At 36.2% G+C, this 24,091-nt stretch carries 14 protein-coding genes; 11 read left to right on the top strand and 3 right to left on the bottom strand.

Features of this window, described 5'->3' with window-relative positions; all coding sequences use genetic code 11:
• Positions 1 to 7: 7 nt before the first annotated feature.
• The gene (locus tag ACSHW7_RS05475; RefSeq protein ID WP_435678330.1) at positions 8 to 5,149 is read left to right on the top strand and encodes a translocation/assembly module TamB domain-containing protein; all 5,142 of its coding nucleotides are present in this window, start codon (positions 8 to 10) and stop codon (positions 5,147 to 5,149) included.
• The gene (locus tag ACSHW7_RS05480; protein WP_435678704.1) at positions 5,149 to 7,440 is read left to right on the top strand and encodes a BamA/TamA family outer membrane protein; all 2,292 of its coding nucleotides are present in this window, start codon (positions 5,149 to 5,151) and stop codon (positions 7,438 to 7,440) included. Before ACSHW7_RS05475 ends, ACSHW7_RS05480 begins: the two co-directional genes overlap by 1 nt.
• Before the next feature lie 319 nt (positions 7,441 to 7,759).
• On the opposite strand, the gene ACSHW7_RS05485 is transcribed toward ACSHW7_RS05480, so the two are convergent.
• A complete protein-coding gene (locus tag ACSHW7_RS05485) occupies positions 7,760 to 8,974 on the bottom strand; it encodes a Pycsar system effector family protein (RefSeq protein WP_435678331.1) in 1,215 nt (404 codons plus the stop codon).
• A gap of 124 nt (positions 8,975 to 9,098) precedes the next feature.
• Here ACSHW7_RS05485 and ACSHW7_RS05490 point away from each other — a divergent pair, with 124 nt between their 5' ends.
• A complete protein-coding gene (locus ACSHW7_RS05490) occupies positions 9,099 to 12,806 on the top strand; it encodes a metallophosphoesterase (protein ID WP_435678332.1) in 3,708 nt (1,235 codons plus the stop codon).
• Positions 12,807 to 12,891: 85 nt separating this feature from the next.
• Positions 12,892 to 16,569 carry a metallophosphoesterase gene (locus ACSHW7_RS05495; protein WP_435678333.1) on the top strand — a complete coding sequence of 1,226 codons (3,678 nt, stop codon included), beginning with the start codon at positions 12,892 to 12,894 and terminating at the stop codon, positions 16,567 to 16,569.
• A 99-nt stretch (positions 16,570 to 16,668) separates the two neighbouring features.
• Here ACSHW7_RS05495 and ACSHW7_RS05500 read toward each other — a convergent pair whose 3' ends face one another.
• Together ACSHW7_RS05500 and ACSHW7_RS05505 are read right to left on the bottom strand one after the other, a co-directional pair.
• Positions 16,669 to 17,544, bottom strand: coding sequence for a hypothetical protein (locus ACSHW7_RS05500; protein ID WP_435678334.1), 876 nt, complete (start codon positions 17,542 to 17,544; stop codon positions 16,669 to 16,671).
• Positions 17,545 to 17,635: 91 nt separating this feature from the next.
• Positions 17,636 to 18,127 carry a Dps family protein gene (locus ACSHW7_RS05505; protein WP_435678335.1) on the bottom strand — a complete coding sequence of 164 codons (492 nt, stop codon included), beginning with the start codon at positions 18,125 to 18,127 and terminating at the stop codon, positions 17,636 to 17,638.
• A 192-nt stretch (positions 18,128 to 18,319) separates the two neighbouring features.
• On the opposite strand from ACSHW7_RS05505, the gene cysQ reads away from it, so the two are divergent.
• From cysQ to rfbC, 7 genes are all read left to right on the top strand, one after another.
• Positions 18,320 to 19,123, top strand: a complete 804-nt coding sequence (gene cysQ, locus ACSHW7_RS05510; protein ID WP_435678336.1) for a 3'(2'),5'-bisphosphate nucleotidase CysQ — start codon at positions 18,320 to 18,322, stop codon at positions 19,121 to 19,123.
• Positions 19,124 to 19,546 carry a DUF2061 domain-containing protein gene (locus ACSHW7_RS05515; protein WP_435678337.1) on the top strand — a complete coding sequence of 141 codons (423 nt, stop codon included), beginning with the start codon at positions 19,124 to 19,126 and terminating at the stop codon, positions 19,544 to 19,546.
• 11 nt (positions 19,547 to 19,557) lie between these two features.
• A complete protein-coding gene (gene cysC / locus ACSHW7_RS05520; RefSeq protein ID WP_435678338.1) occupies positions 19,558 to 20,148 on the top strand; it encodes an adenylyl-sulfate kinase in 591 nt (196 codons plus the stop codon).
• A 2-nt stretch (positions 20,149 to 20,150) separates the two neighbouring features.
• Positions 20,151 to 21,056 (top strand): sulfate adenylyltransferase subunit CysD, encoded by a 906-nt coding sequence (cysD, locus tag ACSHW7_RS05525; RefSeq protein ID WP_435678339.1) that lies wholly within the window; start codon positions 20,151 to 20,153, stop codon positions 21,054 to 21,056.
• Between the two features lie 41 nt (positions 21,057 to 21,097).
• Positions 21,098 to 22,354, top strand: coding sequence for a sulfate adenylyltransferase subunit 1 (locus tag ACSHW7_RS05530; RefSeq protein ID WP_435678340.1), 1,257 nt, complete (start codon positions 21,098 to 21,100; stop codon positions 22,352 to 22,354).
• Between the two features lie 122 nt (positions 22,355 to 22,476).
• A complete protein-coding gene (gene rfbB, locus ACSHW7_RS05535; RefSeq protein WP_435678341.1) occupies positions 22,477 to 23,541 on the top strand; it encodes a dTDP-glucose 4,6-dehydratase in 1,065 nt (354 codons plus the stop codon).
• A 10-nt stretch (positions 23,542 to 23,551) separates the two neighbouring features.
• Positions 23,552 to 24,091, top strand: coding sequence for a dTDP-4-dehydrorhamnose 3,5-epimerase (rfbC, locus tag ACSHW7_RS05540; protein ID WP_435678342.1), 540 nt, complete (start codon positions 23,552 to 23,554; stop codon positions 24,089 to 24,091).

The following is a 24,091-nucleotide window of genomic DNA, read 5'->3' on the forward strand; positions in this document are numbered from 1 at the left end:
GCCCTAATTGAGTTCAGAAACACAAGAAAACAAACCAATTCCTAAAAAAAAGAAGCGGTACAAAGCACTGCGCATTTTTGCAAAAGTGATGCTCGGTATTCTTATTTTTCTTTTTCTACTGGTTTTGTTCATTCGCAGTGAATGGGGGCAAGGAATTATCGTTGATAAAGCCGTTAAATATGTGAGAGACAAAACCAATACAGAGGTCGCTATTGAAAAACTGTACATCACATTTGATGGCGATATTTTACTAAAAGGGTTATATCTCGAGGACAAAAAAGGCGACACGCTCATCTATGCAAAATCGCTGGAAGCAGACATCCCATTATGGCCCATTATTCAAGGAAGCGGTATTGGTGTCGAAGCTGTTGACATTGAAGAACTAAGAGCAAATATTATTCGCAAAGACACAATCGAAGGCTACAATTTCCAATTTTTGCAAGATGCATTTGCAACTTCCGAAACTACTCCAGCACCCTCAAATGAGAATACAGAGCCTCTAAATATTATCCTCGGAAATTTCAATCTCAAAACAATTGATGTTGTTTTTAACGATGCCGTACTTGGTATTGAAAGCCATTTTGTTTTTGATGAACTTTTACTCGAGATGGATGAAACCAATCTTGAAACAATGACTTTTAAGGCAAACGACATTGCTCTTAAAAATGCGAACATCAAATACTACCAATCTCCCGTGCCCATTGACCCAAATGCGGAGCCAGTTCCCATGCCCATTCTTGCCGTTGACAACCTCACGCTAGAAAACACGTATGTTGATTATAAATCGTACGGCGACAGGATTGCCGCAACACTTGATATTGGCGAAGCTTCGTTAGATATGCCATTGGCTAACCTTGTTGAAACTCGAATTGATATTTCAGAATTTAAATTGAAGAACTCAAGCATCATTATCAACACTGAAACTGTAAACAACGCAATTACCGATAAAACAAATGAAGTTGTTGAGAAAGCGAAACAGGATATCAAAGCGTTTGAATGGCCAGAAATCGCTTTCAATATTGATGAAATAGATTTAGAAAATAACACCATTCAATATTCGGTGGGAGATGCGAAACCAAAAGAGGGCGTTTTCAATCCAGACGCTATTTTACTCAACACATTCAATTTTAAAGGGAACAATATTTTTATTAAAAATAAAGAAGCCGCAGCTAATATTGATGAAGTCAATTTCATAGAATTTTCTGGTTTTAACTTGAAAAAACTGGGCGTTGCTATCAACGTCACAGATAGTCAATTGAGTATTAAAGATTTAGGTGTTGCTGTCAATAACAACAGTCTCAATGGGCGCGTATCCATGGAGTATCCCTCTTTATCACAATTAATTTCGGCGCCAGATAAGTCTAAAATTGATGTAAAAATTTCTGATTTTCAATTTGATTTGGCAGAGGTTTTTAAATTTCAGCCACAATTAAAAGAAAATCAATATTTGCAAATTCTAAGTGAAAAGAGGCTCTTCGGAAACGTAACTGCATCAGGATATCTTTCAAATGTTTCCATCCCTAATGCAAATTTCAACTGGGGAAAAGACACTAAAATCTCTGCCAACGGAAGTATTAGCAATCCGACAGACGTAGATAAAATGGAATTCAAATTTCCGAAGATAAAAGCAAATACGTCCAAAAATGATATTTTGAAATTTGTAAACGAGCAGGAATTGGGCGTTTCATTACCGCAGGATCTCGAACTTATTGCAGCCATAAATGGGTCACCAACAAACATGTTTGCAGATGCCACATTGACCACTACACAGGGCGTGGCAAAGGTTGAAGGAACTTTTAGAAACGACGGGCGCATCGCCTTTGATGGTACTGCCACGATTGATAATTATGCCATGGGAGCTTTGTTGCAAAATGAGCAATTGGGTGATTTAAGTTTGAATATCAAAGCAACCGGCGAAGGAAATACCATCAATGATTTGGATGCTAAAGTAGATGCAACGGTACGTTCATTTGCCTATAATGGTTATGAAATTAAAGACTTAAATCTCAATGGGAATTTCAAAGATGGAACGGGCTCAATAACATCAAAATATAAAGACACAAACATTAACGCAGACTTGGAAGCTGTGGTGGTTTTAGATTCTATTGCAACACAGGCAGATTTAAAACTAAACCTCATTGGTGCAGATTTACAAGCGCTTGGATTAATGCAAAGAGATGTGCGTACGGGACTCATTTTAACCGCTAGTTTTAACGGAAATATGGAGCGTTATGATGCGTCGGCATTGTTGGAAAACGGACGTGTGGTATACGATAACAAGACATACCTTATTGGCGATTTGAACGCTAAAGCTAGAGTGAGAAAGGATTCCACTGCATTTTCTGTAAAAAACAGAATTTTGGATTTTGAATTGGAATCCAACACAGACCCGGTCACGTTTTCAAATTCGCTGCAGGAACACATTTTTAGTTATTTTTATAGAGATGCCGTGCAAAAAGACACGCTTAAAAATCCTGTAAAATTAAAGGCGCGAGGAACCATAAGCGATGCTCCTTTGTTAAATGAAGTGTTTTTAGTGAATATCCAAGAGCTCGATACCATTAAAATCGCGATGGATTTTGATGAAAACCGCAGAAAATTAAATGCTGAAATCACTGCTCCGCTAATCAATTATGGCGGAAATAAAGTGGACAGTCTTGCCTTTAAAATGGATACCGATGAGGATAAATTTGCGTTTGATTTCGGTTTTAAAAATATTGAAGCTGGCCCTATTGATATTCAGCGCACTGTGATTCGAGGAAAGCAAATCAACAATGAATTGGATTTAGATTTTATCGCATTTCAAAAAGATTCCACATTAATAAAAATTAAGTCTGAAATTACCGGCAACAGAGACCGCTTACGTTTCCATATTAATCCAGATAGTTTAATTATTCAGAAAAAACCTTGGCAGACACCTGCGGGCAATGAGATAATTTTCAACAAAGTGGGTGAAATATATTCGTTGGATTTCAATGATTTTAATTTCAGCCGAAATCAGCAATCTGTTTCATTTAAAGATGATGTTCCATCCATCGCTAAAGAACACGTTGCAGTTAATTTTCAGAATTTTAAGCTTAGCGAATTTTTAAATTATTTAAATCCTGAAGAGAAGTTTGCAAAAGGAAAATTATCGGGAGATTTTATACTCGAGGAACCCTTTGGCGCAACAGGAATTGTCGCAGACCTCACCATAGAACAATTAAATTTGCTCGATGTTGACATGGGAACAATGACCGTAGATGCTAAATCATTGGGTGGCACGGCGTATGATTTTAAAGCTGCAATCAAAGGTGGAGAAGTGGATTTGGATTTGACGGGAGATTATAAAGCCACGCAAGACGATGCATTACTTAATCTCGACCTCGCATTAAATAGAGTAAACATGAAGGCTTTTGAAGGGTTTTCTTTAGGCGAAATTACAGATGCCAGTGGGATTTTGACTGGTAATTTTAATTTAGAAGGAACACTTGCTGAACCTAAATATGATGGAAAAATTACATTGAAAGATGCCGAAATGACCATTAAAAAATTGAATGCGCCTTTCAGTTTTGTCAATGAATCCATCGCTATAAACAATGAAGGATTGAAAATGGATTCTTTTACGATTAGGGATGCAAACAATAATACATTTGTTGTGGATGGAGGTATAGGAACCGAAAGTTTATTAAATCCGACTTTTGATTTAAGGGTAAAGGCTAATAAATTTCAATTGATAAATGCCACGGAAGATGACAATGATTTGGTTTATGGAAAAGCGACTGTAAATGCAGATATGACTGTAACAGGCGACCTGCAAATCCCTAAAATTGATGTAACTGCTTCCATTAATGAAAATACAGATGTAACGTATATTTTGCCTGCCACTGCCGCAAACATTGAGAGCAGAGAAGGCGTTGTCACCTTCGTAAATCGTGAAAATCCCGACGCCATTTTAACTCGAAATGAAGAGCAAACAGCCACCCTTTCAGGTTTTGATATCAAGGCGAATATAAAAGTGGGGAAAAATGCAAAGTTGAATATCATCATTGATGAAAATACGGGTGATAATTTTCAAGTGTATGGCCATGGTGATTTTGATTTCAGAATTAATCCCAACGGAAATATGACACTTTCGGGCATTTATACTGCTGCTGGAGGTCATTATGAAATGAGTCTTTATAACTTGGTCAACCGAAAATTTAAAATTGTATCGGGCAGTAAAGTAACATGGTCAGGAGATCCTTTTGACGCAAAATTAGATGTGAAGGCTTTGTATGAAGTAGAAGCTTCTGCATCGCCGTTGATGGCTTCGGTAACTTCAGGGTCAGACCCAAGTGTGCAACAACGTTTTAGACAGGTGTTGCCATTTCAAGTCTATTTAAATGTTGATGGTGAATTGACCGCGCCGGTGATTGATTTTAATCTGGATATGGAGGAAGATGAGCAAGGTGCCATTGGAGGACAAGTGTATGGAAGGGTACAACAACTCAATAGTCAAGAAGCAGAACTCAATAAACAAATATTCTCACTATTGGTGCTCAATAGGTTTTACCCTGAGCCAGGAAGTGATGGAAGTAGAGGGGGTGTCGCGAGTATAGCTAGAGATAACATTAACGATGCACTTGCGGACCAACTCAATGTGTTTAGTGATAAATTATTGGGAGATACGGGCGTGGAGTTAGATTTTGGATTGGATAGTTATACAGATTACCAAGGAACCTCTGCGCAGCAGAGAACTCAATTGGACATCGCCGCGCAAAAAAAATTATTCAATGACCGTTTAATAGTTCGTGTAGGAAGTGCTGTAGATATTGAAGGGAGTGGTTCTTCAGAGGAAACTTCACCATTGGTGGGCAACGTAAGTTTAGAATATTTATTAACTGAAAACGGGAGATACCTTTTAAAAGGTTTCCGAAGAAATGAATTCGAAAATGTTATCGACGGACAAACCATCGTGAGTGGTCTTGCGTTGATTTTTACACAAGAATTCAATCAATTTAGTGAATTGTGGGATGCGATGTTACGGTCTCAATCTGAAAAAGAAGAAGCGAAAAAGCAAAAAGAGAAGGAAAATGAGGTAGAAGAAAGTTTAAAAAAGGAATCGGGTGACAGAATTAAAGAAACGCCCGCACCAGAAAACAATAAAAAATCAAACAATAAGCATTGATACAATTTAAATCCATATCTAAGAGTGTACTTTTTACTTCGGTCTTTGTACTGTTGCAAGCATGTAGTGTTCAGAAATATATACCCGAGGACGAGTTGCTTTTTGATGGCTACGAGGTAACGGTTAACAATGAAAATGATTCTATTCCCATAGAAAATAAACCCCAATTAAAAGCTGCACTAGAAAATGTTTTGCTGCCGGAAGCAAATGGAAAACTTTTTGGAGGATACCCAGGGCTTTATTATTACTATAAAGTACAAGATTCTACACCGGGATTTTTCAATAGGTTTATGTATAAGCAATTTGGAGAAGAGCCTATTTACAAAAGCGATGTTGAGAAATATGAAATTGAAGAATTACTGCAAAACAGATTGAACAACCGCGGATTTTTCTATAGTCGCACGGCATCTCAATTTTTAGATGACGAAGAAAATAAAAAATCATCCGTGGAATATGCGGTTACCGTTAAGGAGCCTTATACAATGGAAACTTATCAAATAGACTCGCTTCCTTCTCCATTGTCTTCGGAAATTAAACAAATTGTAAGCACGAGCAAACTTGAAAAAGGAATGCGGTTTGATCTCTCAAATATGAAATTGGAAAGAGAGCGTATTGATAGTGACTTGAAGAAACGAGGATATTATAACTTCAATCCAGGATTTTTAATTTTTGAAGCAGATACCAATCAATATAAGAACAAACGTTTTGATTTGTTTTTAACGCTAAAAAAAGACGTGCCAAAAAAAGCGATAGTTCCCTATAAAGTAACTAAAGTAAATGTGTACACAAATTATGATTTAAAGCGAGATAGCTTGCAATTGGACACTGTTCAATTCAATAATAAAAACTATATAAGCGAAGATTTATTTTTTAAACCAAAACATCTCGACCCGTTTATAAAGATTGAAGCAAACTCCTTGTACGACCCTGTAGCTTCAAAGAATACTGCTAGAAGATTGTCCACAATTGGTTCGTATAAATTTGTAAATATTCAATATAAAGAAGTTGGAGAAGTTGGCGAAGATAGCATTGGTAAGCTAGAAGCCAGCATTTATTTATCTCCTTTGAACAAACGTGCTATTAGGGCAGAATTGCAAGCGGTTACAAAATCAAACAATTTTGCAGGGCCAGCTTTGGGACTTACTTATACCAACCGAAATCTCTTTAAAGGAGGAGAAATCCTCAATATTTCGGCTTCGGGTGGTTATGAAGTACAAGTTTCGGGTGGTGATCAGAGTGGATTGACGAGTATCAAATTGGGGTTGGGAACAGAATTGTTTTTTCCGAGGGTTATATTTCCGCTGAAAATAAACACAGATTTTTTTGAATACAACATCCCGAAAACCAAAACAGGCATTTCACTAGAATATTTAAGCCGAAGCCAATTATACACATTGCTTTCCGGGACGGCTACCTTTGGGTATGTTTGGGATGCCAATAGATATGTGACGCACCAGATCAATCCTATTTCGGTTAATTATACTAGACTTTCCAATACGACGGATCAATTCCAGATGATACTCGACCAAAACACTTTTTTACGACGTAGTTTTGAACAGCAATTTATTTCGGGATTGACGTATTCTTTTACTTACAACGGAATGGTGGATACGGGTAAGACAAACCAATTTTATTTAAATGCAACATTTGATACTGCAGGAAACACGATTTCTCTCTTCGGAAAAGAGAAAACTCCAGACGCACCGAAAACATTTCTAGGTACCGAGTATGCCCAATACGCAAAAGCCGATATGGATGTGCGGTATCATTTTAATTTTGGGAAAGACCAAAAAATAGCAACACGTCTTTTTGCTGGATATGGATACGCCTATGGAAATAGTACCGTATTGCCTTTCATAAAACAATACTATTCAGGAGGTCCCTATAGCGTACGTGCTTTTAATATTAGGTCTTTGGGTCCTGGAACTTTTGACGGAGACATTGATGGCAGCGACACTTTTTTTGACCAATCTGGTAATATACGATTGGAAGCAAATGCAGAATACCGCTTTCCTATTTTTGGCTATGTAAAAGGTGCCGTATTTGCAGACGCTGGTAATGTTTGGAATTCTGTTGACAATCCAGACATTCCCAACGATACTTTTTCGGGCGATTTTATAAATGAATTAGGAATGGGAGCAGGGTTTGGTGTTCGTGTGGATGTGCAAGGATTTGTAATCAGGCTGGATTTAGCAGCACCATTTCACGACCCATCACTTCCCGAAGGAGAACGTTTTGAATTTCAGTTGGATAAGCCGGTGTTGAATTTTGCTATTGGATATCCGTTTTAATAGGTAGTATTTCTTTTGATTAAAAACTACTTCAGAGTTGACAAAAAAGGAATGAGCTCATTAATGCAGAAATTAAAGAAATTATTAAAGGATAAATAGTCCAATTATATATGCGGATATAATTGGACTTTCCTTTTTCATCTTTTTCAAATCGGATAAGTTCTTTAAATTTTATAATTTCAGGTATTATCCAAATAAAAAAGAATGACATTTTAATTTTTCTATTCGCTAATTCAGTCCTCATTTCAAAATAATTTGCACCAAAGATTAATTTAAAAAACAAAAGTAATTAATAAGAAAATGCCAAAAATCACTCCCATTAATTCACTTCAATCGTGGGAACTTCTATGGGGTGTCCAGAAATGTAGAATGAAATACCAAAAGCAATAATGGATACAATAGTACCAATAACGAAAATGGTATAGGTAGTTCTTAAGATTCGGTATTTTCGGTCCAAAACTTTTCCGAGGAAATATAAATCTTTTGTCAATGAAGAATAGATGTAATCTCTATCTTTCAACAATTCTTCCATCGCCCATTGAAACTGTGAAAGTTCCATTTTATGGAAATTTCCGAAGAACGTTAAATTCACACTTTTATTCTCCACATCTTCTTTTGTAAACTCACCGCGAGTTACATTGGGTCGAGTAGCGATTACAGACAAAATCATCGTCGTCGCACTTGACAAAACAAATATGGCCGTAGGGATTACAAGGAAATCATTTGAATCCAACTTTGAAAGCAAATTTGATAACACCAACGAAATGATAATCGCATTCACCGAAAGTAAGATGTTTGCTTTTGTATCTGCAATGTCACTCAACTTTATGTGATTTCTAAGTGCCACGCGGTAAAAACTCTGGATGCCTCGCTCTGGGCTCGCATCTTTGTATTTGGCTTTGAGCTTGGCCTTCATTTCTTCTTTCTTGCGTGTTTTCTTTAGCTTTTTCTTGGATTTAATCAAGCTGGCAAGATTTTTTTCTTTTTGTGGTTGCCAGTTTTTCATGGCATATTCACTATAAAATTGGTGTTTTTTGACCAGCACTTTTATGTTCTCTTCGCGCCATTCAACGGGGGTATATTCCTTAATGTCTTGCGCTATGTATTCTTGCCTAAGAAACTCACTAGCTTCATCAAAATAATCTTTACCAAAATGACTAGAATCTGCATCCTTTATCATCTCTTCCATTTCATCCTTAGGGTCAACATCAAATTTAGTGGCGAGGATGCATTTTGTAACACCATCAATGATATCTTGTTCTACGTTTTGAGATTTTAAAAATCGGGTTGCAATTTTAACACCCACTTTTTCATGATTTTCTCGAGTCTCTGTATAGCCCGTGTCATGTAGTAATGCAGCCAACTTAAGTATGGTGGCATCTTTAACATTAATTTGTGAATCTTCGACAATTTGATTTATACTTTTATAAACTCGTTTTGAGTGTGTATAGTTGTGATAAACAAAAGTCTTAGGAAGCTTTTCTTTAAAAAGATTTAGTATAAAATCGTCAGTAGCAGCAATAATATCACTCATAAATTATAGGAATTAGTCAACCAAATTACTAAAAAAAATAGGGATGTTTTTTTTTACTTAAAAAATTAACAGCAAAATAACTTTTTTAGCATCTTGCATTACTCAATAAGCCTCGAAACTGTCTATGTTCAATAAAATATTTACGCTTTTTTTACTATCATATTTTGTGCTTTCTTGCGCAAGCTATGAACCGCAGTATAGAAATCAAGATACAGTTTCGGTTTACCCATCTTCAAAAGAAATTGAAAAAACTTTTTACCTCATTGGCGACGCAGGAAAATCACCTGACGGTAGCATGAGCGAAGGGCTTCAAGTAGTTAAAAATTATTTAAAAGCCAATCCTGCCAAGGGTGATTATGCCATTTTTCTAGGCGACAATATTTATCCAGACGGGATGCCACCAAAGGGAGCTGAAGACCGCAAGCATTCAGAATATCAACTTGATGCACAAGTGGAATCGCTCGGTAATTTTGACGGTACGATGTACTTTATTCCAGGTAATCACGATTGGTATGATGATGCACTCGTAGGTTTAAAAAGGGAAGAGGATTATTTAACCGAAATTTCAAACGGAAAGCGATTGTTGCAACCTGAAGATGGATGTCCCATTTCAAGTATAGAAGTTACCGAAAATATCCAATTGATAATGATAGACTCGCAGTGGTACCTTGAAGATTGGAATTTTTTACCAACAGTAAACGCCTTATGCGAAATTAAAACGAGAGATAAATTTTTTATTGAATTAGATAATGAAATTGAAAAGCATCAAAACAAAACCATCGTATTTGCAATGCACCACCCTATGTTTACCAATGGAACTCATGGTGGGTATTTTGCTTTAGAAAAACATTTATATCCCACACAACGCAATCTTCCATTACCCATTTTATCTTCACTGGTAACACAAATTAGAGCACAGGGCGGTGTTTCTATTCAAGATAGGTATAATGAACTTTACAATAATTTAATGGTAAGGTTGGGGGAGATTGGTAAAAAACACAAAAGGCTGGTGTTCACATCTGGACATGAGCATACATTACAACACATTGAAAAAGATGGATTGATTCAAATTGTAACAGGGAGTGCTGCAAAAGAGTCGGCAGCATCATTGGGTAAAGATGGACTTTTTAGTACGGGAGCCCAAGGATTTGCAGTGATGGATGTTTTTAAAAATGGTTCTTCCTGGGTGCGTTATTTTATAGCAGGTGAGAATAATGAACCTAAAATGGTCTATCAAAAAGAAATTATACCTCCCGTGAAAATGTATGATGTTAGTGCATTGAATAATACATTTCCGTCCGAGGTAAAAGTACCGGTCTACACTCAAGATAGTATAAGAGAAGCACTTTTTTTCAAAACTATTTACGGTAAAACTTATAAAGAAGCCTACGAAACCCCAGTTACAGCAAAGGTTGCTTTACTTGATACGTTGTACGGAGGTTTGACACCCATAAGAGAAACTGGAATGAAAGATTTCAAAGCGCTGCGACTTAAAGATAAAAATGGCAGAATCTATAGAATGCGCGCATTGGCAAAAAATTCTTTTAAATATTCACAACCCATAGTCCTTGACGATGCAGCTACTGAGTCCACTCAAAAAGACCAAGTTTCAGAAATCACGGTACCAGATAATTTTAATTCAGATTTCTATACTGCTGCACATCCTTACGCAACGTTGAGTATTCCAAAACTTGCCCAACCGCTTGATATTTTTTTCACGGTAAACGAATTATACTACATCCCAAAGCAGAACACGCTGGGACAATACAATGAAGATTTTGGAGGTCAACTTTATTATATTTCTATTGAACCTTCGGTTGAAAATGATGGAGAACAAATCTTTAGTTACCCTGTAGATATTGAAACAACAGACGATATCCTTATCAAATTACGAGATAATCCTTCAGTATTGATTGATGAGGAAAGTTATATTACTTCAAGGCTTTTTGATATGCTTATTGGTGATTGGGATCGTGAGCCAGACCATTGGCGTTGGGCTGAGTATTCAAAAAAAGGAGGTAATTTTTATGTTCCTATTCCTAGAGATAGAGATGATGCGTTTTCCAGTTTCGACGGAAATATATTAGACATTGCCCGATCTATTTTTAGCGGCAGCAGACAAACACATGTTTACAGGGATGATCTTAGGGATATACAATGGTTTAATGAAGAAGGTATAATTTTAGACAGGGCAATTTTGAAACGGTCGGGAGAAAAACAATGGGTTTTTGCAGCCAAGAATATTCAAGAAATATTGACCGATGAAATTATAGATGAAGCCTTTGCTGAAGTGCCGCAGGAAGTATCTGGTCAATCTCTTGAGGATATTAAAAATACCTTGAAAAATAGGAGAGATAATTTAGCCGAAATTGCAAAAACACACCACGCTTATGTGGCAAACCTTCAAACATTGACAGGAACAGATAACAGCGATTATTTCGAAATTACAAGAATGCCCGGAGGATTGACAAACATAAAGACATACGAATATAATGGTGGATTAAAAGCACTCGTAAGTGAAAAAACTTTTGACCATGCAATTACCAGAGAAGTTTGGGTGTATGGTTTGGATGGTGATGATACTTTTGAAGTAAAAGGCGAAGATAATGACCTGATCTATCTAAGGGTTATAGGAGGTCGCGGCACGGATTATTTTGATTTAAAAGATGGTCGAAGAGCCAAAGCGTATGATACTGAAGACCAAATTTCAGTCATTAAAGAAAACAATGGTGGCGAACTTATATTTACCAACCTTTACAACTTAAACACCTACGATTACCGCAAACAAATTGAACGTAATACACGTTATGCGCCCGCATTTGGGTACAATCCAGATGATGGACTTAGAGTTGGGTTGCAGTATGTATATACGGTAAATAGCTTTAAAAGAAATCCTTTTTCCAAACGCCATAGCATTACTGGAGGTTATTATTTTGATACAAATAGTTTTGATGTAGAGTACAATGGCGAATTTGCAAATTCAATAGGCGATAGTAATTTGAGCATTGGAGTACGGTTGACGAGTCCTAATTACACAGTTAATTATTTTGGCTACGGAAATGAAACCGCCGATCCGGAAGACGTCCTTGGGTTTGACTATAATCGTATAGAGTTGCAAAACAACACAGTGTTTTTAGGACTGATTAGAAACTCAAGTTTTGGTAGTGTATTTTCATTAAAAGCAAAATTTGATAGCTATCGCTTGCAACAAACAAATAATGATTTATATCAAGACAAAGGCGATGTTGCAATAGAGGACACAAATTATTTTGCAACACTCGAAGGAAAATATGATTACAAAAGTTTTGACAATCCGCTAAATCCATCCCGTGGAATGGTGTTTAATTTAACCGCAGGTTTGACAGAAAATCTAATGAGTACTGAACGTATATTTGGCTATTTAAAGTCAAGCGTTACGTTTTATAATGCGTTGACAAAGGACGAAAACCTTGTATTAAAAAGTAACGTAAAATCGCAATTTAACTTTGGGAATAAATTTGAATTTTACCAAGGGGTAAACGCAGGAGCCAATAATGGATTGCGAGGCTATCGTGAAGAACGTTTTACAGGCAAAAGTGCATTGGTCGCAGGAGGTGATTTGCGTTACAGTTTCAATGATTTTGAAATCGAACTATTCCCAATACAAATAGGCGTTTATTTAGGGGCTGATGTAGGCCGTGTTTGGACTCCATCTGAAAATTCTGAGCAATGGCACAATGATTACGGTGGAGGTCTTTGGATCAATGGCGCTGGTGGTTTTGGAACTACATTCAGTGCATTTCGGTCAAAAGAAGGAACTCGTCTTTCTTTTGGGCTTGGTTTCAATTTTTAAGATTTCCGATTGTCTTTTTATCTAATAAATCTCAGAGCCTTAAATCGTTATTACAAATCCCCAAACATAGCTTATCTAAATCAATATGAAATTTAAACTTCTCATTTCCATTTTATTAATATCTATTGTAACAAGTTGCACCGTAAAAAAAATGGTAGTTGCGGAGGAAATTTCAGACCCAATAGAAGAAAATCTATCTAAACCATCGCAGGTATTCTACATCGTTGGAAACGCATCTACGACTAAAGCAAAAGAAGTTCCCGTGTTGGATGCAATACAAGCGCATATTGAAAAAACAAAGCCAGAAAACCCTCAAATTATCTTTACAGGGGATAACATAAACGGAAGCAAAAAAGACACGCTCTTCGTAAAAAAACAATTGGATAGACATCTTGATCTTATCAATAAAACCAAAGCTACATCTTACATGATTCCTGGTAATTATGACTGGGATTTCAATAAGCAAAAAGGGTTGGAATTTGTTGAGGAATACTTAAATAAAAATGCCGAGCAAGAGGATATTTTAGTGCCAAAAAATGGCGAACCGTTAAAGAGTATTGAGATAAATGAAGACCTTGAAATGATTATTGTGGATAGCCAGTGGTATATTTTAAACTGGTACCTCTATCCCACGATGAACGACAAAAGTGAAATCAAATCTCGCGAAAAGTTACTTTCAGAAATCGAGGGAGAAATCAAGAAAAGTGCCAATAAAACCATCCTTTTCGTGATCCATCACCCCATATTTACAAACGGTTTGCACGGTGGTCGTTTTTCATTTAGGGACCATATTTTTCCATTGGGCGGTAGCATTCCATTACCTGGAATTGCATCACTCGTTGCACAAGTACGCTCGCAGGGTGGAATTTCAATTCAAGATAGATTCAATGCCAAATACCGCGAATTGATGGAAGAGTTGCAGATAATACTGGATAATCCGGAGTTGAGAGCGGTTGTGATTTCGGGGCACGAGGAAAACCTTCAATATATTGAACAAGGAAATATAAAGCAAGTAATTTCAGGCGCAGGGAGCGATACAAAACCAGTAAACATAAGTGATAACGGTTTGTTCTCTTATGGACAGCAAGGATTTTCCACCCTTGAAATTTCCGAAGATAAAAGCATGTTTGTAAGTTTCTTCGGAAATGATGCGAACGGAAATTATGAGCTATTGTTCAAAAAAGAAATCCTCCCGAAAATCGAACAACCAAATCTTGACAGCCTCCCAAATACCTTTCCAAAGGAGTATAAAGCCTCGGTCTATAAACCAGAAGAAACAGAGAAAACAGATTATTTTGAATCCTTTTGGGGCAAGCATTATCGCGAAATATACGGAACAGAAGTAATGGCAAAAACCGCTGTGCTCGATACATTATACGGCGGGTTAGAAGTGATGAGAAAAGGTGGGGGACACCAAACAAAGTCATTACGCCTTATGACTAAAGAAGGTAAAGAATATAATATGCGTGGGTTGAAAAAAAGTGCTGTTCAATTTTTAGAAACGACCACATTTCAAGGCATCGATGGCGAGGTGTATTTTGATAATACAATACCTGCTAATTTAATTTCAGACTTTTATACCGCAGCACATCCTTACGGCGCATTTGCAATCCCCAAACTTGCAAAAGCTGCAAAAGTATATTACACAACCCCGGAGTTATTTTATGTTCCCAAACAGAAATCTCTGGGAAAATTTAATGAAGAATTTGGTGATGCACTTTATATGATTGTGGAGCGCCCAACCGATGATTACCTTGGGAAGAAAAACTTTGGCTACCCAGACGATATTGAAAGTACAGATGATTTACTTGAAAAACTGCGTGAAGATGAGAGTTACACAGTCAATGAAACGGCATACATTAGAGCACGTATTTTTGATATGCTCATTGGTGATTGGGACAGGCATAGCGACCAGTGGCGGTGGGCAGAAGTAGAAGTGGGCAATGGCAAAAAAGAATTTTTACCCATCCCTAGGGACCGCGACCAAGTTTTTGCAAATTTTGACGGGCAATTTCTCGACGCATTGCGAGCTGTTATGGGTGCTGTAAATCAATTTGGCGTTTATGGCGAAGATATCGTAGATATTAAATGGTTCAATGAGGCAGGTTCAAAACTGGACCGTGCGCTCATAAAAAGAAGTGGAAAGGAAGTATGGCTGGAACAAGCAAAATTTATACAAAATGCAATTGATACATCAATTTTAGATGAAGCTTTTAGTGCACTGCCCCCTGAAACTCAAGGAACTTTAACAGAAGAGATAAAAGAAAATTTTTTACTTCGGAAAGCGAACTTGGTCACTATAGTTGAAAGATATTATGCACAGTTTTTAAAATTCCAAATGTTAACGGGAACAGATAAGGATGACCTTTTTGAAATTGAAAGAAAGAGGGATGGGGTGACTAAAATTTCGGCATATAGAATTAAAGATGGAGAAAAAGGAGAAGTGCTTTTTGAACGTGAATTTTCATCTGAAAGTACAAATGAAATTTGGTTATATGGTTTGGACGATACAGATGTTTTTAAAGCGAGTGGAGAAGGAGACCATTTGATACCTCTTCATATAATTGGAGGTCAGGATAACGATACATTCGACTTCGAAAATGGAAAGAATATTCATGTGTACGACCATCGCGCAAAGAAAAATACTTATGAAGAGAAAAATGGCGCTCACGTGCGACGTACAAAATTTTATGACGCGAATATTTATGACTATAAAAGATATCCAACAAGCAGTGGAGGAATAGGATTGGCAGCAAATTATAATCCCGACGACGGAACGTTGATTACCGCCGAGTACAGCAAAGAAAAAAACGATTTTTTATTAAATCCTTATTCCAGTAAATTTTATCTAAAAGCTGAATATGCTTCGTTGACACAAGGATTGGATATACGTGCGGCAAAATATTTTGCTTCTATATTTTCAGATTTTAATTTGGTTATTGATGGGAGATTTACATCAAAGAATTATACTGAGAATTTCTTTGGCTTCGGAAATGAAACTGAAAATTTTGACGAGTCACTAGGCATTGATTTTAATAGAGTTAATTTGAGTAGATACAAAGGTGGTGCTGGCGTAGAGCGTCAATCGCAGTATGGGAGTTATTTTCAAATAAAATTTGATTTTGATTCCGTTGAACTTGTTGAAAATGGTAACAATTTTTTCAAACAATCAATACCCAATGGTTTAGGCGAGCGCTCGTATTTTGCTATTCCTTCGATGACTTATATTTATAAGAATTTTGACAATACAAACTTCCCAAGTAAAGGAATGGAATTTAAACTTCACGGTGGAGGGATTGATGATTTGACAGATGATGTGTTAACTGGCTTTGTTGAAGGTCACATTTCATTTTATAACTCATTGTTAAGTAATAACAAGTTGATTTTAAATACAAAAATACAATCAAAATACGTTTTTGGTGACCGTCCACAATTTTACCAAAGTGCTCAACTAGGTGCAGAAAACGGTCTTAGAGGATATAGAAATCAGCGATTTGCAGGTGATGGAAGTATTGCGGGAAGCGCAGATTTTATCTATAATTTTGAAAGAATTAAAACGTTCTTTTTTCCATTAACATTGAGTGCTTACGCGGGCTACGATATTGGGAAAGTGTGGGTTGAAAATCAATCTTCGGGCACGTGGCACGATGATTATGGTGGAGGTTTTGTTTTAAAGTGGACCGAAGCCATAAAAGCAAAAGCTCAATACTTTCAAGGAGATGAAGGAGGTCGTTTGGAATTTGGTTTTGCTTTTAGATATTGATAATGGCTAATAGTTCTTATTCAAAAAAAATCTCCAACGCCTCTGTAACGAATTGGAGATTTTTTTAAATTTTACCAGCTACCAGCTACCAGCTACCAGCTATTTAAGTCCTTCACTAATATCTACTAAATAGAGATTCCCACCCGCTGGACCGTTTCTTTCGTCGGCGATGTAGATGTGGGTCTCGTCTTTAAAGGTCACGCTTTCTTTCTGTGATGTATGACCGAGTTTTATTTCATTGACATTTCCGCTGAAAAAATTGTCGCCGTTATACTTACTTAGCACCCACAGTTTATTGTAACTCAAAAGCACAATAGCACCCGTTTTGTGATTAATTGTTGCCGAAGTAACTTGGCAATCATCGTCATCCTTACAGGTTTTATAACTATCAATTAACTCGGCTGTGTAGTCGCCGGGGATTGCCGGTAATTTGTAGATTTTTGTAGTTCCATCGAAGTCTTTGCTGCGATTTCTGGTAAACAGATAGAGGTTCCCATTTTTGTAGAAAAATGATTCAATGTCAAAATTACGGTCTTTCTTTTTTGGTGGGAAATCGGTTTGGTCACTAAGTCTAAAAGTAATTTTTTGAGTGGCTGTATCTTGGGTGGCAAGGTTTGCGATATCATTAATTTTATAAATAGTCAAATCCTTGCGTTTGCTAGAATTGTTTCCAAAATCGCCTATGTAAAGATTTCCTTTTTCATCACTTGCAAGATCTTCCCAATCCACATTTTCGGCTTGGTTGATAATATATTGCTCGCTCACTTTTTTCTCCGCCACATTGTACGAAATCACTGTTGGGTCGCTACCGCTATCGCTTATGAGCCATAAAGATTCGTTTCCCGGGATTATTTCAATTCCGCTAATTTCAGTCAACGAATTAGGGAGCGAGGCGAGTATTTCCATCTTTCCAAAATCATGCTGACCGCAGCTGTACAAAGATATTACGAATAAAAAAAGTGTAATGTTTTTCATATTTCTGAAATATAAAGAAAACATTCAAACTAAGTTGAAAATTGAACTTAGTTTGAATGTTTGCAAATTGTAAATGTTTAAAAAGTAAACTTTATGCTTCGGGATGTGTGTCTTTTCCGCTCATTGACCACGCGTCGAGCATCCAACTTATTTTTTCAAGTTCTCCTATGTACGCGCCAATCATATCGATCGTTCCTTCATCTTTAGCATCATCTGCAGCACTAATAACTTCGCGCATTTGATTTAAGAGTTTTCCATGGTCTTCAAGGAGGATTTTAACCATTTCGGTATCTTTTGTTTCTGAAGGGCTTTCTGAAAGGTTTGAATTTTTCAAGTAATCTGAAAAGTTACTAACGGGTTGAAAGCGTAGTGTTAAAATTCGCTCTGCAATCTCATCAACTTTCAATTTTGCATCTTCGTACATTTCTTCAAATTTTATATGCAAATCGAAAAAATTCTTTCCCGTAACGTTCCAATGAAAATTACGAAGTTTTTGATAATACAAATGATAATCTGCAAGCAAGATATTTAATTCTTGAGCTGTTTTGGTAATTTTATTTTTATCTAAATTTAAGTAATTCATGATTTTGTTGTTTTAACCAAAGTTACAACCCAATGCAGCAATTACCAATTTTGCAGGCTAGTTTAATTTTTTTTTAACCTAAATTGTTATGAATGTCCTAAAGTAAAGTTGTAAATATTGTATGATGTTACTCAGACTAATATAAGGTGCATCTATGTAATCTTGTATATTTGTGATTAATTTACAAACTGCATGCAAACATTTCTAGAAACTGCAATTAAAGCAGCCATTGATGGTGGAAAAGCTATCCTTAAAATTTATGCAACAGATTTTGAAGTGATTTCAAAAGATGATGCTTCTCCATTGACACAGGCTGATAAAAATGCCAATGATGTTATCAATCAATATTTAGTTGAAACAAAAATTCCTATTATTAGTGAGGAAAATAAGCAATTGGATTATGCAGAGCGCAAAAACTGGAGTCGTTGCTGGATTGTAGATCCGCTGGATGGTACAAAGGAATTTGTAAAACGAAATGGGGAATTTACCGTAAATATTGCGCTCGTTGAAAATGGCAATCCTATACTCGGGGTTATTTATGTGCCAGTGTCAAAAGAATTATATTATACTTCGGCAGATACAAAAAAGGCCATGAAAGTCACGTTGCTTTCAGAAGAAGAGGATAGCATTGACCAAATTTTAAAGGACTCTGTGATGATTAATCCTTCGGAAATTTCAGAAGATAAAAACTCCGTTGTTAAGATTGTAGGCAGTAGATCGCATTTGAATGATGAGACAATAAAGTTCATTTCAGAAATAGAAAAAGACAAAAAGATAGAGATAGTGAGTAAAGGAAGTTCTTTGAAATTCTGTTTGGTTGCTGAAGGATCGGCTCATATTTATCCTCGTTACGCTCCTACAATGGAGTGGGACACTGCCGCAGGACAAGCCATATGTCAAGCTGTTGGTGTGCGGGTAATCCATAGTGAAACAAATGAGCCACTTACATATAATAAAGAGAATTTATTAAATCCGTACTTTTTAGTAAAAAAATAAGTGGGTGATGTATCACATAAAAGGCATATAGCCAAGGCAATAACTTGGCGATTTGTAGGCACTATTGACACTATTGTTCTCTCTTGGATTATTACGGGTAATCCATTAACTGGATTAAAGATTGGGTTTGCCGAAGTCATTACAAAAATGATTTTGTATTACCTGCACGAGCGCGTTTGGTTTAAAATTAATCTTTCAAAAAATGCAAAGGTTTTGGAAAGCCGGAAACGGCATCTAGCAAAAACATTTACGTGGCGTGCAGTGGGTACTTTTGATACGGTTTTATTATCATTTTTAATTACTGCAAATCCAATAACCGGTTTAAAAATAGGAGTAGCTGAAATGATTACTAAAATGATTTTATATTATTTCCACGAACGTTTTTGGTATCGCTTAGATTACGGTTTAATAAAAAGACAATAAGACAAGTAAAGATGAAAAATATTATTTCTCATTCATTCAACATTTCCGCAGAAAAACGTGCTAAATTAAAAATGCATAAACCTCTTTTGCTTTGGTTTACGGGACTTTCTGGTTCTGGAAAATCTACTATTGCTAATGCCGTTGAACAGGCATTGTTTGAAAAAGGAATACATACCTATGCGCTTGACGGCGATAATTTGCGACAGGGATTGAACAAAAATCTTTCATTTTCACCCGATGATAGAACCGAAAATATTCGTAGAATTGCGGAGGTCGCTGCTTTAATGTTAGATGCTGGCCTTGTGGTTACAGCCTCTTTTGTTTCTCCTTATAAAAAGGATAGAGCAAATGTTGCATCTATTGTTGGGGATGATAATTTTATCGAAATTTTTATAAATACCCCAATCGAAGAATGCGAACGCAGAGATGTAAAGGGTTTATACGCAAAAGCACGCGCTGGAGAAATTAAGGATTTTACAGGTATTGATGCGCATTATGAAATCCCGGACCAACCCATAATTGAAATAGACACAACAAAAAAATCGATAAGTGAATCTGTTGCTTTAATTTTAGAGCAAATTGATTCACGTTTATCCTTATAAAAATGAGCAAGTATTATTTAAATTATTTAGACGAATTAGAGAGCGAAGCAATTTACATTCTTAGAGAAGTATGGGCGCAGTTTGAAAATCCTGTAATCCTATTTTCTGGTGGAAAGGATTCAATTTTAGTAACTCATTTAGCTAGGAAAGCTTTTTTTCCTTCTAAAATTCCATTTGCTTTAATGCACGTTGATACGGGGCATAATTTTCCTGAGACGATTCAATTTAGGGATGACTTGGTAAAAGAATTTGATGTTCAATTATTAGTAGGTTCAGTTCAAGAAGCTATTGATAATGGACGGGTTGCCGAAGAGAAAGGAAAGAATGCAACTAGAAATTCATTACAAATTACAACCTTGCTGGATGCCATTGAAACAAATAGAGTGGATTGTGCGATAGGTGGAGGAAGGCGTGATGAGGAAAAAGCGCGAGCGAAGGAACGTTTTTTTTCACATAGAGATGATTTTGGTCAATGGGACCCTAAAAATCAACGTCCAGAGTTATGGAATATCTTGAATGGTAAGCATTTTGAAGGAGAACATTTTAGAGCATTCCCAATAAGTAATTGGACTGAAATGGATGTGTGGAACTATATTTTAAGAGAAAATATTTCTATCCCATCATTATATCTAGCGCATCAGCGAGATGTTGTTTGGCGAAGTAATAGTTGGATTCCGGTTTCAGAATTTCTGAAATTAGAAAAAGGTGAAAAAGTAGAAAATAAAAAAGTACGTTTTAGAACTTTGGGTGATATTACGATTACTGGCGGACTTGAAAGCGATGCTGATACATTAGAAAAAATTGTTGCTGAAGTTTCGGCAATGAAGCAAACTGAGCGTGGAAATAGGACGGATGATAAACGAAGTGAAAGTGCAATGGAGGATAGAAAACGACAAGGTTATTTTTAGATAACGGCATTCATTGAATTATTAAAATTTCAGAAGGAAAAATGGAAATCGATAAGAATCAATTACTAAGATTTACCACTGCGGGAAGTGTGGACGATGGGAAAAGTACACTCATTGGGCGTTTACTCTACGATAGCAAAGCAATCTTTGAGGACCAATTAGAAGCTGTTACTGCAACAAGTAAACGAAAGGGACATGAAGGTGTTGACCTAGCTTTATTTACCGATGGTCTTAGAGACGAGCGGGAGCAAGGAATTACCATTGACGTTGCCTACAGATATTTTACGACACCAAAACGCAAATTTATCATTGCAGACACGCCAGGACACATTCAATACACCCGTAATATGGTAACCGGTGCGTCGACAGCAAACGCTGCTTTGATTTTGATTGATGCGCGACATGGTGTGATTGAGCAGACAAAGCGCCACGCGTTTATAGCATCATTGCTTCAAATTCCTCATGTTATTGTTTGTGTGAACAAGATGGATTTAGTTGATTATTCTGAAAATGTTTACAATGAAATCGTATCGCAGTTTGAAGAATTTTCATCGAAACTTTATGTTAAAGATATTCGGTTTTTACCTATGAGTGCCTTGGATGGTGATAATGTAGTAAACCGAAGTACCAATATGAATTGGTATCAAGGAGCCCCTTTATTGCATACATTAGAAACGTTACATATAAGTAGTGATTTAAATAAAATTGATGCTCGTTTTCCTGTGCAAACAGTTTTACGTCCACAGCGAGAAGGATATATCGATTATCGAGGATATGCTGGTCGTATTGCCAGCGGAATCTTTAGACCCGGGGATGAGATTGTAGTAATGCCATCTGGCTTTAGTTCAAAAGTAAAATCGATTGATACCGAAAAAGGAGCTTTAGAAGAGGCATTTGCTCCCATGAGTGTTTCGATTACATTGGAAGACGATATTGACGTGAGCAGGGGAGATATGATTGTAAAAATTAATAATCAAGCTAAGGCAGTTCAAGAATTTGATGCTATGATTTGTTGGTTTAATAATACAGCTGCAAGACCAAGAGCAAAATATACCATAGTTCATACTTCCAATGAACAAAAAGCAATGATTAAAAATGTAGTATATAAAATTGACATTAATACCTATTCAAGAATTGAGGATAATGATAATCTTGAAATGAACGATATATCACGGATAACCATTAAAACTACGCGACCCATTATGGCTGACGAATACAGAGATAATAGAGTTACTGGAAGTTTTATTTTAATTGACAATACAACACACGAGACTGTAGCTGCTGGAATGATAATTTAATATGGAACGTAGCTTTGATATGCGTCTTAATGATAGATGAAACACTCATACAAGGATTAATGATTACTAGTATCTTTGTTATTATAAGAAAAAAAAATACAATTAAAATTAAAATTTAATAGGTGCAAAATCAAAGACCAAACAAAACAATATTAATTACTGGTGGAGCTGGATTTATAGGTTCTCATGTAGTTGATTTTTTTGTAAATAAGTATCCCAACTATACAATAGTTAATCTGGACGCCTTAACATACGCTGGTAATTTAGAAAACTTAAAAGCTGTTGAAAATAAGGATAACTATACTTTTATAAAAGGTGATATTACTGATGAGAAATTAGTTAATGAAATCTTTTCAAAATATAATTTTGAAGGAGTTATTCACCTTGCCGCAGAAAGCCATGTGGATAGATCTATTAATGATCCATTAGCATTTGTAAAAACAAATATTTTAGGAACGATGGTTTTACTCCAGGCTTTTAAAGCTTTATGGCAGGACAACTGGGAAGGAAAACGTTTTTATCATATAAGTACAGATGAGGTTTATGGAAGTCTTGGAGAAACAGGGCTTTTTACTGAGACAACACCATACAATCCTAATTCGCCCTATTCTGCTTCAAAAGCAAGTTCAGACCATTTTGTAAGAGCTTATGGAGAAACGTATGGATTGCCCTATGTAATCTCAAATTGCTCTAACAATTATGGACCTTTTCATTTTCCTGAAAAATTAATTCCACTCTTTATAAATAATATCATTGAAAAGAGACCTTTACCTGTTTACGGTGACGGAAATTATACGCGAGACTGGTTATACGTTATAGATCACGCTAGAGCTATAGATTTAGTATTTCACGAAGGGAAAAATGCTGAAACCTATAATATTGGTGGTTTCAATGAATGGAAGAATATCGATTTGGTCAAAGTACTTTGCGACAAAATGGATGAAAAATTGAACAGAAAAAAGGGAGAGAGCCAGGAACTGATTACCTATGTGAAAGATAGACCTGGGCATGACTTAAGATATGCCATTGACGCATCAAAAATTAATAAAGAATTAGGCTGGAAACCAAGCGTTACTTTTGAAGAGGGGCTATCTGAAACAATAGATTGGTATTTAAATAACGAAGAATGGCTGTCAAATGTAACCTCAGGAGCTTATAAAAAGTATTATAAAGAGCAATACCTTTAAAATTATTTTTATGACTATTAAAGAGACAGAAATTAAAGACTGTTTTATTATCAAACCAAATGTGTTTGAAGATGAAAGAGGCTATTTTATGGAAAGCTTTAATGCTTCTGTTTTTTCTAAAAAAACGGGTATTGAAACAACTTTCTTACAGGATAACCAATCATTTTCAAGCTATGGAGTTATTCGTGGTCTGCATGCACAGGAAGGAGAATTTGCTCAAGCTAAGCTGGTACGTGTGCTTCAAGGAGAAGTTCTTGATGTAGTAATTGATGCCAGAAAAGATTCGACTTCGTACGGTAAAAAGGTGGAGATTAAGCTTAATGCAGATAACAAAACACAACTCTTTGTACCTAGAGGATGTCTGCATGGTTTTGCTGTTTTGAGTCAAACAGCTACATTTTTTTACAAATGTGATAATTATTATGATAGGGCTTCGGAAATAGGGGTAAAATTTGATGATCCCTTTCTTGATATAGATTGGCAGATTTCAGAAAATAATCAAATCATATCAGAAAAAGATATGAAGTTACCACTTTTCAAAAGTTTATAA

Origin of the sequence: Patiriisocius sp. (genome assembly GCF_051252435.1) — a bacterium.
GTDB lineage: Bacteria > Bacteroidota > Bacteroidia > Flavobacteriales > Flavobacteriaceae > Patiriisocius.

Excerpts from the sequence above, each read along its gene's own strand:
- cysQ (WP_435678336.1), top strand. The coding sequence starts at position 18,320 with ATGCAAACATTTCTAGAAACTGCAATTAAAGCAGCCATTGATGGTGGA.
- cysD (WP_435678339.1), top strand. The coding sequence starts at position 20,151 with ATGAGCAAGTATTATTTAAATTATTTAGACGAATTAGAGAGCGAAGCA.
- ACSHW7_RS05500 (WP_435678334.1), bottom strand. The coding sequence starts at position 17,544 with ATGAAAAACATTACACTTTTTTTATTCGTAATATCTTTGTACAGCTGC.
- cysC (WP_435678338.1), top strand. The coding sequence starts at position 19,558 with ATGAAAAATATTATTTCTCATTCATTCAACATTTCCGCAGAAAAACGT.
- ACSHW7_RS05530 (WP_435678340.1), top strand. The coding sequence starts at position 21,098 with ATGGAAATCGATAAGAATCAATTACTAAGATTTACCACTGCGGGAAGT.
- ACSHW7_RS05495 (WP_435678333.1), top strand. The coding sequence starts at position 12,892 with ATGAAATTTAAACTTCTCATTTCCATTTTATTAATATCTATTGTAACA.
- rfbC (WP_435678342.1), top strand. The coding sequence starts at position 23,552 with ATGACTATTAAAGAGACAGAAATTAAAGACTGTTTTATTATCAAACCA.
- ACSHW7_RS05505 (WP_435678335.1), bottom strand. The coding sequence starts at position 18,127 with ATGAATTACTTAAATTTAGATAAAAATAAAATTACCAAAACAGCTCAA.
- ACSHW7_RS05485 (WP_435678331.1), bottom strand. The coding sequence starts at position 8,974 with ATGAGTGATATTATTGCTGCTACTGACGATTTTATACTAAATCTTTTT.
- ACSHW7_RS05490 (WP_435678332.1), top strand. The coding sequence starts at position 9,099 with ATGTTCAATAAAATATTTACGCTTTTTTTACTATCATATTTTGTGCTT.